This window comes from Microcoleus sp. Pol8_D6, assembly GCF_036700965.1.
Classification (GTDB): domain Bacteria; phylum Cyanobacteriota; class Cyanobacteriia; order Cyanobacteriales; family Microcoleaceae; genus Microcoleus.
In genome coordinates this window covers 1-14,765 of sequence record NZ_JAUBPW010000011.1, presented here as the reverse complement: position 1 = coordinate 14,765, position 14,765 = coordinate 1, and the positions used below count along the sequence as shown (strand labels likewise).

The 14,765-nt window shown below is 44.4% G+C and carries 12 protein-coding genes and 1 pseudogene; 6 read left to right on the top strand and 7 right to left on the bottom strand.

The genetic code is table 11. The features are described 5' to 3' along the window. Positions 1-289: 289 nt before the first annotated feature. Positions 290-2,365 carry an abortive infection protein gene (locus tag QUA10_RS06890; protein ID WP_333081934.1) on the bottom strand — a complete coding sequence of 692 codons (2,076 nt, stop codon included), beginning with the start codon at positions 2,363-2,365 and terminating at the stop codon, positions 290-292. Between the two features lie 5 nt (positions 2,366-2,370). After that, positions 2,371-3,042 (bottom strand): hypothetical protein, encoded by a 672-nt coding sequence (locus QUA10_RS06885; RefSeq protein WP_333056017.1) that lies wholly within the window; start codon positions 3,040-3,042, stop codon positions 2,371-2,373. 240 nt (positions 3,043-3,282) lie between these two features. Here QUA10_RS06885 and QUA10_RS06880 point away from each other — a divergent pair, with 240 nt between their 5' ends. After that, positions 3,283-4,218, top strand: a complete 936-nt coding sequence (locus tag QUA10_RS06880; protein WP_333081933.1) for an OmpA family protein — start codon at positions 3,283-3,285, stop codon at positions 4,216-4,218. Positions 4,219-4,383: 165 nt separating this feature from the next. Here the strand turns inward: QUA10_RS06880 and QUA10_RS06875 are convergent, their stop codons facing one another. Then, positions 4,384-5,496, bottom strand: a complete 1,113-nt coding sequence (locus QUA10_RS06875; protein WP_333081932.1) for an AI-2E family transporter — start codon at positions 5,494-5,496, stop codon at positions 4,384-4,386. A gap of 147 nt (positions 5,497-5,643) precedes the next feature. On the opposite strand from QUA10_RS06875, the gene QUA10_RS06870 reads away from it, so the two are divergent. Continuing rightward, complete coding sequence (locus QUA10_RS06870; protein ID WP_333081931.1) at positions 5,644-6,600, top strand: alpha/beta fold hydrolase; 957 nt, start codon at positions 5,644-5,646, stop codon at positions 6,598-6,600. Positions 6,601-6,640: 40 nt separating this feature from the next. Here the strand turns inward: QUA10_RS06870 and QUA10_RS06865 are convergent, their stop codons facing one another. Next, a complete protein-coding gene (locus QUA10_RS06865) occupies positions 6,641-6,874 on the bottom strand; it encodes a type II toxin-antitoxin system mRNA interferase toxin, RelE/StbE family (protein WP_242729068.1) in 234 nt (77 codons plus the stop codon). Between the two features lie 47 nt (positions 6,875-6,921). Then, a complete protein-coding gene (locus QUA10_RS06860; protein ID WP_333081929.1) occupies positions 6,922-7,149 on the bottom strand; it encodes a hypothetical protein in 228 nt (75 codons plus the stop codon). Positions 7,150-7,262: 113 nt separating this feature from the next. Here QUA10_RS06860 and QUA10_RS06855 point away from each other — a divergent pair, with 113 nt between their 5' ends. Then, complete coding sequence (locus tag QUA10_RS06855; protein WP_333081928.1) at positions 7,263-7,496, top strand: DUF433 domain-containing protein; 234 nt, start codon at positions 7,263-7,265, stop codon at positions 7,494-7,496. Positions 7,497-7,504: 8 nt separating this feature from the next. On the opposite strand, the gene cysS is transcribed toward QUA10_RS06855, so the two are convergent. Beyond that, positions 7,505-9,076 (bottom strand): cysteine--tRNA ligase, encoded by a 1,572-nt coding sequence (cysS, locus tag QUA10_RS06850; protein ID WP_333081927.1) that lies wholly within the window; start codon positions 9,074-9,076, stop codon positions 7,505-7,507. A gap of 189 nt (positions 9,077-9,265) precedes the next feature. Beyond that, positions 9,266-9,433, bottom strand: a pseudogene (locus QUA10_RS06845) (Uma2 family endonuclease); the annotation flags it as partial. 334 nt (positions 9,434-9,767) lie between these two features. Between QUA10_RS06845 and QUA10_RS06840 the strand changes: the two are divergent. The 3 genes from QUA10_RS06840 (at position 9,768) to QUA10_RS06830 (ending at position 14,500) form a co-directional block, all read left to right on the top strand. Continuing rightward, positions 9,768-11,282, top strand: coding sequence for an HlyD family efflux transporter periplasmic adaptor subunit (locus QUA10_RS06840; RefSeq protein ID WP_333081926.1), 1,515 nt, complete (start codon positions 9,768-9,770; stop codon positions 11,280-11,282). 80 nt (positions 11,283-11,362) lie between these two features. Continuing rightward, positions 11,363-12,535 (top strand): ABC transporter permease, encoded by a 1,173-nt coding sequence (locus QUA10_RS06835; protein WP_333081925.1) that lies wholly within the window; start codon positions 11,363-11,365, stop codon positions 12,533-12,535. Positions 12,536-12,592: 57 nt separating this feature from the next. Next, positions 12,593-14,500, top strand: a complete 1,908-nt coding sequence (locus tag QUA10_RS06830; protein ID WP_333081923.1) for a TolC family protein — start codon at positions 12,593-12,595, stop codon at positions 14,498-14,500. Positions 14,501-14,765 lie beyond the last annotated feature (265 nt).

Below are 14,765 nucleotides of genomic sequence, written 5' to 3'. Positions count from 1 at the left end.
TGACTGTTGACTGTTGACTGATACCAAATCCCGCTTAAATACTCCCTCAATCTCTTAGTCGGCGGAGGCAGACTTGGTTTTTCTAGTAGCGATTTCATATCGTTTCTGGTTGCATCGGTATTGTTCAAATGTCCAAACAGTCAGTTGTCATATCAATTCCGGTTGTATCGGAATGATGAAACCGCAGAAGACACAGAGGATACAGAGAAAGGGAAGAGAGAGATGAATACAGGACGATGCCAAGGGATTTGATATCAATCGCCGAATCATCTACAAGCCGATTGCTGATTTAAAGGCCTGTTGGTGCGATCGGCTCAATATCTGGGTCAAATCCTCCGACTTGATTTGTGCGAATTATCCACAAAAAGGCTCCCTGTTTTAATAAAACTTTGGCGATTTCATCTTGGGTGCGCCTCGGCAACATTGTTCGGTAACTAATAGCAGCTTTTATCAGGGTTGCTATACCAGCAAAAAAGGTTTTTTTCAGTTCAGAATCAATCCCCGTTAATCTCGAATTTTTTCGCCAATCTGGACGAACAATACCGAGGGGGATTAATACTGTTTCTAAACTTTCTCCTAATGCTACTAACTGGTGAAATCTTTGGGTTTGTGCGTCCGTAGGATGTGTTTTCAACCAGTCTTGAATCTGAGGATTTGACTCTATTTCGGAAGTGATTTTTTTAATTGTCGCGTAAATTGCCTGACTTGAATCTTGGACGCAAGAAGTTGCTGGGGTGACTAAACTTGCACCGGTGCCGTCTCCGCTGCGGTAGCGGGCCATCATGATATCTAGTTGCTGGTTTAATTCGGTTAAAGGCGACAAGGTTATCCCGTCAAAATCGTAGTCGCAACACACGCAGTCTAATTTACAGATTATATCGCAAACCGGGCGATCGCCCAACCAGCCGCGATGCAAGTCTCCCATATAACTTTGCCATTTGCTGGAACCGGCAACAATTCCGTCGGGATTGTGGGCGTAAACTTGTTTGTATTCTATGTCAAAACGCAGTTCGCTGGTAAAGCGATCGCGCACTACTTTTGCTACTCCGAAAGCAAAATGTCCGGTGACAATTCCCAGTGGTGGCCGTTCGCCTTTTTTGCCGCCGATACCCCCGAAACTGTGAATAACTATCCCGATATCTCCTTCTTGCCAAGGAGAGATTGAAGCGTTTTCTGTAGCATCATTCGGGGTTAACAATACTCTTTTTACTTGCCCTTTTTGGGCTGGTGTATTTTCCCAATTTTTGTTGTTTAAATAAGCGAGAGATTTTGTGAGGCCGAAATGTGTTTCATCTGGTGTTAATTTGGCAATTTTGCGGGGTTCGATTGCCTGCACTACAAATATACTGTCTTCGTCTCTTTCGCCGTAAATGTACCAACCGTCTGGATTTAATGGCGATTTTTCGATCAGGTGATTGGTAGACCTCGCTACGCCATTTTTGTCTGGCTGTACTTGGGGAATCCGAATGATTTCAGCGGCGCCGTCAAATTGTCGAGATGTTTTGTTGAAATGCCGGACAATAAATTTGTCGCTGTCGGGTTCTTTTCGCTGTAAAATTGAGACTAAGGCGCAGAAACGTCCGATAATTTGTACTGGTTCGCGATCGATCGTGAGATCCTGGCGATCGCTGCTGCTATAATTAACCGCAATCACGGGTCTGCGTAGCATCACAGTCACGCTGTCTTCAAGTCTGCTGCCTGCTAGAGTTTCTAAAGGGCCTACATTTCGCCAGCCGTTCAATCTTTCTGGATGGATATTGCCAGCTTTTTGACTTTTTTTAGTTTCTTGTGTGAAGTTTATATCTTGACTGACTGCATGGACAAAAAACTGTACTTCGCGATTTGTACTCCATTTCAAAAAAGCTGTTTTGCCAATAAAACTTTTATATTTTTTGGGGGCATTTATTACTTCAAAAAACACTGTTCCGTAGGGCTGGCGCTGTTCGTTTGAGGGCAAAATTAAGCGTCCGTGCCAAAGGGCGATCGGCTTATAGAGATAGGCAACTGATGCTGAATTCTCGCAGATTATCTCCGGCTCAAAAGCTATTGAAATATCGCTTTTGCCTCCAAAAATAGTAGCAGTTAAATTGCCGTCGCTTTCTACAAATCTGGGTTCTAAAAAAACTTTTTCAGGTTGTGAAATATTAGCGGTTAAATAACCAGATTTTTTTGTGAACGATCGCCTAAAGAGGTGATGGTTATCGAATTTTGCCTGCAACCAATTGAGGAAAATGCGAATAAAAATAAACGCTGTTAAACCAAAAACAACAGCTAAAATAATCAGCCCCAGGGTCAAAATGAATTGGTTGAAAGACTGACCTGACAGTAAAAAAATGGTTGGCCCGATCCAAGGAAATGCCGCCATAATGTCTAAAAACGAGTTTTAGGTTCGATCCAGTCTGTGCTGGCTTGACTGCCGAAAACTAGGGGTTTGTCCTCGGTGACTGCTACCGTTTGCCCTGTCATATCAACGGCACAAAGAGGCCAAGATCGATCGCCCAAATTGCCGGCGCGGAACAGAACTTTTCCGGGACAAACTTGACTCCAACCCAACAATACAGCATGAGTGTAAAGACTGCGAGCGGGAGCAACGGTATAAGTGTAATTATCATTTTTGTCCCAAATGACACCGTAGTCGGACATATCGGAAGAGTTGAAAAGTGCTTCAAATTCGCGGGCGAGAATGCGGGAACCGTCTTGATTCCAAGAAACAGGCACTAAAATGGCGATCGTCCCGGACATATCTGTATCATCGCTAGCATACATCCCACTTTCGGCCAGTGGCGAAGCAGCCGCCACTGTTTGCAGTTCCCCGGTTTTGAGATTTTCCACAAACATGACGCTGCTAACCCGACACCGGGAGAATTCCGGCTGTACTTGCAACTCAATTCGACTGTAAGCTGCGTATTGGCCGTTAGTTGATACTAGGGATGGACTGCGATAGTAGCGGAGGCCTGTGCCGGCAGTGGAGCTCACTTTAGCATGAGTGGCACTAATCCATTCCCAAGGAACGGGATAAGGGCTATTTAAAGGGTCAGTCATCGGTTTTTTTTCCAAAAGTTTTACTGAATTATCCAACAGATTCAGGCTTGCAGGCAACGGATTAGACACCCGGTTTTTGCCTCGATGCTTCGCCACCAAACCCCAGATTTATAGAAACCGGGTTGATTTTTTAGATTTAAGATTGGAGGATAAATCTCAAATCTTAAATCTCAAATTTCAAATCGGATAGGTAAGATAGTATCGAAATTAATCTGGTATGTACACTGAGAGGGATGAAATATGACGCGATCTTTTAACCAAAAACCTTCAATCCCCCCCACTCGCGTCTCCCAGTCGCGGGGAAAAGGTTTGCTTGTACTGTCGCTGATTTTTCGACTGCTGCTGCTGGGGGTGGGCAGCGGTTTTGCGTGGGTTTTGGGGATGGCGATCGCTCAAATTTATCCGTCAGGCGCGACGGAAATGCCGCTGGCAGAGAGATTGCTGCGTGTAACTCAAAATTTGACCTCCAGCCCGAAACGCACCCCAGCAACGCCAATTCCGGCGCTTCCGCCACCAACGGCTACACCGACTCCCCAGTCAAAAGTTAGTCCTGCCCAGAGAGAGAAATTGCAGTCGGATTTGAGACAGTTGCAGGGTGAACTCAACGCGCTGATTGGTCGCACGGCGGCTTTGGAGAGTCAGTTGGGCAGCAGCCGCCCGACGGAAACTTTGGAAAAGCGTTTGCAGTTGATGTCGCGGGAATTGGCGGCGCCGGAAACGGCGGCAAGTGTTGCGCCTGCTTTACCTGCGATCGGCAGCAGCCCGAGTCTGAACCCTGAAACGGTGAATACTGCGCCACAGAATGCCAATAATCCGGTGTTTGGGGGGGATGGGCTGATGGTGACTCTACCCAGCGATGTTTTGTTTGATACTGGCAGCATTTCTTTGCGCGCGGGAACTAATGCGATTTTGGACAATTTGGTGGCGGAGTTGGGCAATCACGAGGGGGCAACTGTGCGCGTTGCGGGCCACACTGACGACGCGGGGGAAGCGGCGGACAATCGCAATGTGTCGTTTGCGCGGGCTCAGGCTGTGGTGCAGTATTTGTCTGGTGTGCTCGGTCAGAAGTATCATTGGGTGGCGATCGGCTACGGGGAAAGTCGCCCTTCGGTGGATAATAGTTCCGATACTAATCGGCAGCGCAACCGTCGCATTGAAGTGGCAATTAATCCTTAGTCAGCGGACTTGTGGATACTAGATTTATTGCATGAATCTTTGATTGATAGTCAACCGCAGATGTAAGGTAGATAAACACGGATAAACGCAGATAATTTCCACAGAGGTGAGCGAATGCTGGCAATTGGAGTCTACTGTGTGGAATTCTCAAGGCGTAAGCTGCTGTCACGCTGAAGGTGTAAGAGGTGGCAAATCAGAATTATTTTTAGCCTGATCTATTGCCTCTCGATGTTCGCTCCTAAGTTTGGGTTTTAAATACAAGTTTTCAATCAAAGCTGCCACTCCCGCAAACCAAGGTGGCACAATTACAGCTCCAATAATTCCTAATACTTGAACTCCTCCCAATACAGACAGCAATTGGTATAAAGGATGCACACCAACCGATGAACCAACTAGCAAAGGATCGAGGACGTAAGTTTCTAAATTCTGGATGATTACAAATAACAGTAATACCCACACAAGTACCCAGCCACCTTTCGCTAATGCTACGATTAATGCTGGTACTGCTCCTAACACGGGGCCGATGAAGGGAATCAAGTTGGTAACACCTGCGATCGCACCCAAGCCTAAAGCAAATTCCGGCATTCCCAAAATGCTCAAACCTGTGGTAATAAATATCCCTAAAATGCCCGAAACTAACACTCGCCCGCGAATATAACTCCCCATTCTTTGACCGATTGGTGCGGCTTGTGCAGCTAATCTTGTGTCCCAAGGTTTAGGGAAAAATTGCACCAAACTTTTGATTAATGTGTCGCTGTCGGCTACCATGTAACCTGAAATAAATAATGCTAAAACTAAGCTGAAGACCCCGCCTAGAATGCCTCTCGTTAAACTGTACGATCGCAAAACCAGTTGTTGACTCGATCGAATCAACCAATTAGTCAGCGATTGAGTATCCACCAACTGACCCACCAAGGTTGGGGCATCGTCGGTTAGGCGACTCAATAAATTAGTTGCCACAGTTCGCAAACTTTCGACATACAGTGGTAACTGCCGCAGCAGTAACTCTATTTGTTCGATGACCGTGGGCCCGATTAACACTACCGTCCCGCTAAATCCGCCGATGAGAGTTAAATAAACCATAATCACCGCCAGCCAGCGGGGAACCCGCATCGTTTGGGCCCAATTAACGATCGGGACGATCGAAGCAGCCAGCACAACTGATATCATCAGAATTACTAGCAGGCTCCGCAATTGCCACAGCAGCACTAGCAGCAAGGACGATGCTACAATTAGCAGCAAGTTAGGTAAAGAAATAGTTATCCGCTGTTCTGACATAATTAAGTAATCAAGGTTTGTATTGGCGCTTATGTCATCCCGCAGGGCGGGTTTATTTATATTCTCATTTACCAAATATATGTCGGGTAAAACCCGCACCTACTCATATTATAATAAAAAGTAACATCGGTTCAAAAAAAAAATAATATGCAACCCCCATATTCAACCCAAGATTTCTCCACTATTTCGTCTATAAAGTCACCAACGCTGTTTTACGAATGGCAAAATTATCGCTGTGCTTATGAAGTTTATAACCCAACTACTGCGGCAGAAGATAGCATCCCTTTGTTATTAATTCATCCGATAGGAGTTGGTTTGTCAAGAATCTTTTGGCATAGATTTTGTGAGAGTTGGTACAAAGCAGGGAACACTAATCCGATTTATAATCCCGACCTTTTGGGCTGTGGCGATTGCGAAATGCCCGCTGTGGCTTGCTATCCAGACGATTGGGCCGCACAGTTGCAGTATTTCTTGGAAACTGTAGTCAAAAAACCTGCGATCGTACTCGTGCAAGGTGCTTTACTGTCTGTAGGCTTGGCTTTAGCAAAAATGCAGCAGGAAAGTGGCTCAAATTTAATTCGTGGCTTAGTCCTCGCGGGACCTCCAGCTTGGGCGGTAATGAACAAACATTCGACCGAAAGACAGCAACGGATTGTCTGGAATTTGTTAAATTCTCCCTTGGGAAACGCTTTTTACCGCTACGCCAGACGCGCTGAGTTTTTGCGTTCTTTTTCAGTGAAACAACTGTTTGGCGATGCGGCAAAAGTTGACAGCGAATGGTTGGATGTTTTGCAGGCTGGGGCGGCAAATCCTGATAGCAGACACGCGGTTTTCTCGTTTTTAGCGGGGTTTTGGCGCCAGGATTATAGCGGTACGATTCAAAAGTTCGATCGCCCCGCACTCATTGTGATGGGAGAAAAAGCCTCAAGCATCAGTCAAGCGGGTAAGGAAGAGAAACCGGATGAAAGATTAGCGCAATATTTAACAACTTTTCCCAATGCTGAAGGTTTATTAATGCCGGGGCGCAATGTTTTGCCCTACGAATCAACAGCAGAATTTGTCGCGGCTGTTGCGGAGTTTGTGGATAAGTTAAAGAAAAATTAAATCTAGTTGTGGAGTTGTTATTTAATAATAACTGGCACAGTTAATATACCTCATCATGTGTCCCGATGTCGAGTAAAACAATGACTTCACTATTTGTTTCCGTATCCTCTTCAATCGAGAACACAATCCGACAATTATAGCCGCAAGAGCAGGACTGAAGACCATCAAGTTTGCCACCTAGTTTATGAGTACCTAGGTTGGGAAAAAATACATCTGCTTCCATTTGTTGAAGAGAGTCTTCAATACGTTGCTGGAGGTCAGGATTTCGTTTCACAAACTTGCGGAATGCTCGTTTGAATTTGGGGGTCAGAACCAGTGGTCTCATGTTTCGGACTCGTCCAAAGACTGGCGTAATGTTGAAATAACATCCTCGGCTGACTGCTGTCGGAATTTGCCTTTACGGAAATCAGCTAAGGTTTGTTGAGCATCCGCAGCTATTTCGGCGCGGATACTCTCGCGGTGACGGTTTTGCAGGATTTTTATCAGCATTTCCTGCTGTTCGTAGGACAGTTGCAAAGCAGTTTCTAGCACTTGGTCGAGGGTATTCATAGAACTAGGCTATTACCTCTAAGGTTGAACAACTTGCGAAGTTTAGTAAATTGTATCGCTTATTCCAAGACTAGGCTAAACTTCAAGAAAAATGCACTAAACTAGGTCTTGTCATGAGCGAGCGCAAAATCATTACCATCGAACCAGGTAAACGCGGTGGAAAGCCTTGCATCAGCCGAATGCGAATTACCGTGTATGATTTGTTGGGTTGGCTGGCTGCGGGAATGTCTCATACAGAGATTCTAAACGATTTTCCTGAGTTGACGGAGGAAGACATTAGATCGTGTTTAGAATTCGGCGGTTGCAACCGCTTCTTGTCAAACAAAGTCTGCCTCCGCAGACTATGAATTTAGTTTCAACTCCTGTGCCAGATGGTTGTACCATCCTTTTGATCTATCAAAGTAATCCCATTATCCTTAAGTTCGTTGCGAATGCGATCGCCCTCAGCAAAATCCCTCGCCTTTCGGGCATCTTTCCGCTGCTGAATCATCGCTTCAATCTCCCCATCACTCAAACCGTCAACAGCATCATTCCTATCACTTTCCGGCTGAACTTCTAAACCTAAAACCCCCGCCAAATTCACCAAAGTTACCCATTTTTGCTGCAACAAATCCGGCGAAGTTTCTGTTTTTCCCTGATGCACTAAAACATTGCCTTCCTTGCCCAATTCCTTAGCCAATTCAAACAAAACAGTCAAAGCGCCGGGAGTATTGAAATCATTGTCCATAGCTGCTTGAAATTGCTGGACTAATGTGTTATCTTCTCCAGTCAATTTATCAATTTTCTCAACATCCCAACCCAGTTTAGAGCGGTGTTGAATTCCAAAAAGTAAGCCTTCCTTAAGAGTGTGCCAGCCATTTTTAGCGCTAGCGATCGCCTCTTCGGTAAAATCTATTTGACTGCGATACTGCGCCATCAACACAAACAGCCTCACCGCCATCGGTTCCACCGCTTTTGACTTCTCGCTTCCTTCATTCTTACTCCCCCCGTGCGTAGGGGCGGTGCCCCCGTGCCCGCCCTGGGCTGTGGGGGGGTTAGATTCCAAATCGCCCGACCAATTCCCCTCCAACAAATCGCGAATTGTAATAAAATTGTGCAAAGATTTCGACATCTTTTTGCCGTTGACAGTCACAAAAGCATTGTGCATCCAATAATTAGCAAGTGACTTGCCAGTCGCCGCTTCAGATTGAGCAATTTCGTTTTCGTGGTGCGGAAAAGTTAAATCGGAACCGCCGCAGTGAATGTCAATTGTTTCGCCCAAACAATCGCGCACCATCGCCGAACATTCGATGTGCCATCCGGGGCGACCTTTTCCCCAAGATGAATCCCAAGCAGGTTCTCCGGGCTTAGCACTTTTCCATAGGGCAAAATCAGAGGAATCTTGCTTTTTTTGAGCTTCTATTTCTGCGGTTTCCAATCTACCACTAGCCCCGGCCTGCATTTCTTCCAACTTACGGCCGGAAAGTTTTCCGTAATCGGCAAATTGCCTCACGTTGTAGTAAACGTCGCCGCCGGAAGCATAGGCATAACCTTTATTTTCTAATTCGTGAATCAGCCGTTTAATGCCGTCGATTGTATGGGTAGCGCGGGGATATTCATCGGCCCTGAGAATATTTAGCTTGTCCATATCTGCAAAATATTCCTCGATGAAGCGTTCCGCCACGGCTTCCATTGTGGAATTGGTTTCGCGGGCGCGGTTGAGAATTTTGTCGTCAATATCTGTAAAATTCTGCACGTAGCGGACATCGTATCCCCGCCACATCAGATAACGCCGCACCATGTCCCAAACAATGTAAGCGCGCGCGTGGCCGACGTGGCAGTAGTCGTACACCGTAACGCCACAGCAATACATCCGCACCTTTGGGGGTTCGAGGGGATCAAAAGGTGATTCGCGACGGGTTAAGCTGTTGTAAAGCGTTAGGGCCATGGGATTTGAGATTTGGGATTGACGTACTGCTCTAATTTATTATATTGCTGTTGGTGAATCTTTCGGTGTCACTACCAAATACGAGTTTGCTACCCCCTGTATCACTCGGCGGTTGAAACCGCAACTACAAAAACGAAGTCTACCTCCGCAGACTAAGAGATAAATGGGTTATCAAACCTGCATTTAGTATTACTGCCAAACATCTGTTAAATCTAAGACAAATCCCGGTAATACATCTTCCCCGGATAAAGTACTGGGATTATCTAATATTTCCACATCCTGATTTTGTCTGTATATCTCAACTTTCTGGTTTTTGCGATCGATTAACCATCCCAAAATGGATCTATTTGCGATGTATAGCGGTTCTCAAGAAAGTGAAATACACGGGCTAGTTCGATGACCCATGCTTTTAGACCCGATGCCCCATCCCCAAGAGCACCTCATGCTACTGAGAAAGGCTATATTCCCGCATTTTTTATCGCAATAGTGCCAGGTTGTCAGACTTAGAACGCAATACAGATTCAGAAGAAATAGCAACCTTAGAAGGGAAGAGAGAAAGTAGTACCTCAACAGATGCTAGAATATGTCAGCCCCAAAGTTGCCATTTTTTTATCCAAACAGTAACCAAAACGGTTAAAGGGCGATCGCGCACGCTTAACAGTTATTTACAGTTTGTAGGGGGGAGTTGAAAGTGAAATATAAAGAAAAAAATAGTTTCAAAACAGGAGTCAAATGGCTACTGTGGTCGAGTTTTCTCACTCTAGGCATCGGCGGCGGCTTATTTGCCTACGGCTTATATCAAAATCGACCTCCCGAACCCATAGGAGTGGGCTTGATACCCGTCAAACTTGGCGATATTGAAGATACGCTTAATGAAAGCGGCACTATTGAATTGGCTGGTCAACAAACTCTTAAATCTCCCGTTAATGCTACTGTTGATGAAGTGTTAGTAAAAATCGGGCAAAATATCACATCTGGTCAGAACTTAATCACTCTTCGTAACCCCGAAAAACAAACAATTCTCAGCCAGCAAGAGTTGGTGATTCAAAAAGAAAAACTCACTCTAGAAAGCTTACGCCAAAAACTTGTCGCAGCCCAGGAAACGCTCAGTATCGCCCAAGGGAGACTTCAAAATTATAAATCCGGGCCAAATAACGATTTATTAGAAATTAAAAAACAGGAAATTGCCTTAGCAAATAATCGCCAAAAAGTTGTTGACGCTGAGGTGGTTTTGGCTGCTGCTGAGCGGAAACTTACCGAGCAAAAAGCATTATTTGAAAGAGGTTATATTCCGGCAGATAACGTGCGCTCCCAAGAAGACGAAGTTCGCAAGGCTAAAGTCAGTTTACGAGAGGAACAGTCTCAAATCAACACCGATTTGCTCGACCTCAAAAGTCGGCAAATTCAGCGACAAGATAAAGAGCAAGAACTTCAGGAAAAAGTGATCGCTGCTGAGTCAGGAGTGCGACAAGCTCAGTTAGATGTTGCTACACATAGCCCCGTTCTCCAAAGCTCTCTGCTTGAGTACCGAGAAAAAGAACAGGAACTAAAAAACAATATGGTGACTGCATCTATTGATGGCAAGGTACTTAATATTCAAGTTAAAAATGGCGACGGAGTGCCGCAGGGAACAGAGCTTTTGACATTAGGTGACCCTTCACAAGAACTGGTAAAACTACAGCTTTCTACCCTCAATGCTGCTAAAGTTAGACCCAATCAGTCCGTTCGTATCAGCATTATTGGCCCCAATCCTAAGCAGTTTTCAGGAAAAGTAGATAGCTTATATATTCTTGCTCAAAGTGGTAATAGTAAAGGAAATGACGACTCTAATCAAGGCAGTCAACCAACGGTTCCTGCAACGGTAAGACTCGATGCTCCAACCCGGACTTTGATTCCAGGGAGTCAAGTGAATGTGGAGATAATTTTGCAGCAGCGCCAGAAGGTAGTAGTTTTAAATACAGAGGTAATTGTGCGATCGGAGTCTAAGCCTTTTGTTTGGATTCGGGACAGTCAAGGCAAAGCCCAGAAACGGTCAGTTACATTAGGTTTAGAAGGATTGACACAGGTAGAAATAACTTCTGGTTTGCTGCCTGGTGACAGTGTTGTGATACCCCCTTCTGAACCTTCCTTAAAGCCAGGAACTCCTATTCAGGAAGAAAAAATAACTAAAAAGAAAGAAAAAACAGACGGTGCCGATCAGGAATAAAGATTAAAGAATAAAGAATAGGATCAAATTAGCTAATTTTATTAATGTAAGAAATGTTGAGTTGTGATTTTTAATTACTTATGAGCCTTTCTCCTTTAGACCTCCTCCGCCTTACTTGCATTTCCCTAAGTGGCAATCTTTTGCGCTCTGCCCTAACTACAGTTGGAGTTTTTATGGGTGTAGCTGCGGTCAGCGCAACGCTGCAAGTTGGCAACATTAGCCGCGCCGTGATTGCTGAACAACTAGCCAAGCAAGAAGCGCCTCAAGTTAAAATCTTTATGTGGGATGACTTAGGTTTCAAGTTAGAAGATATGGAATTTTTACGGAATCGGCTGAAAGGAATTCAGGCGATTAGCGGAGCAAATTTGTTTCGTTATCACGAAAAAGTTATGTTTCAGGCTGAAGAAGCGGAAACTAATATCTTCGCTGTTTCTGAAGATCATTTATTGACATCGGGGCGGCGATTAATAGCGGGGCGTTTTTTTTCCCCTAATGATTTTACTAATTATCGACCTGTAGTGGTAATTGATGAAATGCTGGCGACACAACTTTTTAAAGGTGGCATAAAACCTGTAGATCAGCGCATTTATGCTAACGGTAGACCTTACATTGTTGTTGGCGTAATGGAGAGCAAGGAAGGCTTTTTTGACAAACCCGAAGCTGAAATGTGGGTGTCGATGTCGGTTTACAAAGCGATGACAGGTAGCCAGACAATTGGGGGAATTTCCGTGCGTCCTTACAATCTCAAAGATATTAAAGGGATGGAAAAGCAGGGAAAAAAGGTTTTGAAGCAGCGCTTTCCCAAGGCAGAGATTCATACTCGGAACAATGTTAAGAAAATTTTGGAGCAGCAGGAAATTCTGGAACTCGCTTCACAGGGACTATTGGCAGTGGGGGTAATTTCGCTATTGGTGGGAGGGGTTGGTATTGCTAATATTACGATCGCGGCGGTGATGGAACGTACCGCAGAAATTGGTTTGAGACGTGCGATCGGGGCTACTCAGAGAGATATAATGTTGCAGTTTATTCTAGAAGCAGTAATTCTGAGTTTAGCGGGGGGAATTGCTGCTATTGTGACGGTACACGGGTTAACGGTGGTGGTAGCGGATGTTTTTAAGTTGCCTTATAAATTTGACAGCAACACAGCAGCTTTGGCTTTAGGATCGGCATTAGCTGTGGGAGTGGGAGCTGGATTTCTCCCGGCTCTGCGAGCTAGTCAACTCGATCCTGTTAAAGCGCTGCGTCAAGGGTAGTCATGCCGTAGGAAATCGCCATAAATAAAATTACTTGCAGGAATAACTGGAGTTAGCATGACTGAGCAACCGCATGAAGATTATCTCCCAAATAGCGATTCCCCTGCTCGCTACGATATTCCTTGGATATTTCGTTTTAGCCTAGTTATGGTTGCAACCTGTGGGCTATTGGCGATATTTGATGTTGCTTTTAAGTCTAGTTCAACAGTCAAAACTGATGTTAGCTCTAAATCTGCGATCGCGCCAAAAATTCTGCCACTTACCACTAAAAAACATCTCCAATACATCCAAAATCTACCGCAAAATCAGGCGCTCATTAAACCCCAAAATCAGAGAGAAACGCCAACTACCAACCAGAGAATAGTTATTCCTCAATTCCCCGGCGAAAATCCCACAAGTAAAATCAAACACTCACCAATTTCCCATTCCCAATCCCCAATCCCCAATTCCGAATTATTAACAAAATCTACTCAAAAGAAACCTGTTCCACCAGAATCAATAGTAATTTCTGAAGTTCCACCAAATCCAGAAATAACAGCAGAATCAATACCTGAAAATACCAAAAATCCAACTATTCAACAGCAATCTATAGCGGATGAATTAGGGGTTGAACTGACACTCCCAGAAGTTGTATTTTTAGGCTTAGAAAACAACAGAGATATCAAAAATCAATACCTCGAACGCATCGTCCAAAAACAAGATTTAGCCGTAGCAGAAGGCTTATTTGTCCCTAGTTTTACACCGAGACTATCCGTGTCATCAATTCGTTGGAGGAATGGGGGAAGAGTCGCCACTACTGGCGAAGTCGATTTATCGGCCCAGGTGAGTGTCAAAATTCCCACAGGAGGGAATATAAGTTTTGTTTGGAGTAGTAAACAAGGACAAGATGCGAATGGTTTTGGCATTAATAGTGAAGGTTCTTTAAGTCCAAATCTAACGTTAAATTTTACCCAACCTCTGTTAAGGGGAGCTGGGTTTGCTGTCAATAGAGCACCTATTGAGATTGCTCGCCTGAGTGAAAAAAGAAATATTCTGAGTTTGAAATCGAGGCTAATTGAGACAATTACTGAAGTAATTTTAACCTATCGAGAGTTGATTAAGGCTCAGGAACAAGTTAAAATTTCACAAACTTCTCTGGAAATTGCTCGTCAAGAATTGGAGACTAATCAGGTTTTGATTGAGGCAGGAAGGCTAGCAAAAGTTGAGATTTTTACAAGTGAAAAAGCTGTTGCAGATCGGGAAGTGACCGTATTAGCTAGTGAGGAGCAACTGAAGAAGGCAAGATTAGCACTGCTGCAAGTTCTAGACCTCGATCGCAATCTTAATATAATAGCAAGAGAAGCTGCTGCTGTACAGACTAACCCTCTGGATTTCTATAAGATTCTACCATTAGCTCTGTCAAATAGTCCTGATTATTTACAAGTACAGCTCGATCGGGAAATCGCTAAATACAACTTGCTCATAGCGGAAAATAATCGAAAATGGAAATTGGATGTAAATGCAAGTTATAATAATAATGCTACTAATCTTTCAGACAGCAGCTCGGATTTGAGAGCGGGACTGGTTTTGACTCGCGAATTTGGAAATAGAGGAATTGAGCGAGATTTTCAGAATAGTCGTATTAAGCTATTACAAGCTGAGAATATTTTAAAGGAGTCCAATCAAAAGCTGGAAGTTGGGGTCAGAAATGCAATTCGAGATATAAATTTGAATCTTAAGCAAGTAGAACTAGCTCAAAGGTCAAGGGAGTTAGCGCAAAAGCAATTAGAAATAGAGCAAGACAAAAGAAGATTGGGAGTGGGAAGTTCTCGGAGTATCGATATTGTGACTTTTCAGAAGGATTTAATAGAGGCTAGAAATGCAGAACTTAATGCGAGAATTGCCTATTTTAATGCTTTGACAAATCTCGATCAAATAATAGGTACTACTTTGGAGACTTGGCAGGTGAGGATTGAAAATGAATAATCATGTTATACCAATTTTTTATGAGGTTGCATAGAATCCGATCCCCCCCTAGCGAGCGGGCGGGCACGGGGGCACCGCCCCTACTAAGGCGGGGACAAGATTCTTCTCAAAGTCAACCCCTACTCCCCAACAATCAGGGGGATGCGAGGGGGGATCGAGATATGTGAAACTTCATATTAAATTGGTATTACAGCGGTTCCCGCTGTAATGAGGTACAATCAATAATAATGAAATATCATTGTGTAATCAAACCTAATGAAAGCAT

Coding starts and splice junctions, on each gene's coding strand:
- QUA10_RS06830 (WP_333081923.1), top strand. CDS start 12,593: ATGACTGAGCAACCGCATGAAGATTATCTCCCAAATAGCGATTCCCCT.
- QUA10_RS06860 (WP_333081929.1), bottom strand. CDS start 7,149: ATGAATACCCTCGACCAAGTGCTAGAAACTGCTTTGCAACTGTCCTAC.
- QUA10_RS06890 (WP_333081934.1), bottom strand. CDS start 2,365: ATGGCGGCATTTCCTTGGATCGGGCCAACCATTTTTTTACTGTCAGGT.
- cysS (WP_333081927.1), bottom strand. CDS start 9,076: ATGGCCCTAACGCTTTACAACAGCTTAACCCGTCGCGAATCACCTTTT.
- QUA10_RS06875 (WP_333081932.1), bottom strand. CDS start 5,496: ATGTCAGAACAGCGGATAACTATTTCTTTACCTAACTTGCTGCTAATT.
- QUA10_RS06885 (WP_333056017.1), bottom strand. CDS start 3,042: ATGACTGACCCTTTAAATAGCCCTTATCCCGTTCCTTGGGAATGGATT.
- QUA10_RS06880 (WP_333081933.1), top strand. CDS start 3,283: ATGACGCGATCTTTTAACCAAAAACCTTCAATCCCCCCCACTCGCGTC.
- QUA10_RS06835 (WP_333081925.1), top strand. CDS start 11,363: ATGAGCCTTTCTCCTTTAGACCTCCTCCGCCTTACTTGCATTTCCCTA.
- QUA10_RS06855 (WP_333081928.1), top strand. CDS start 7,263: ATGAGCGAGCGCAAAATCATTACCATCGAACCAGGTAAACGCGGTGGA.
- QUA10_RS06870 (WP_333081931.1), top strand. CDS start 5,644: ATGCAACCCCCATATTCAACCCAAGATTTCTCCACTATTTCGTCTATA.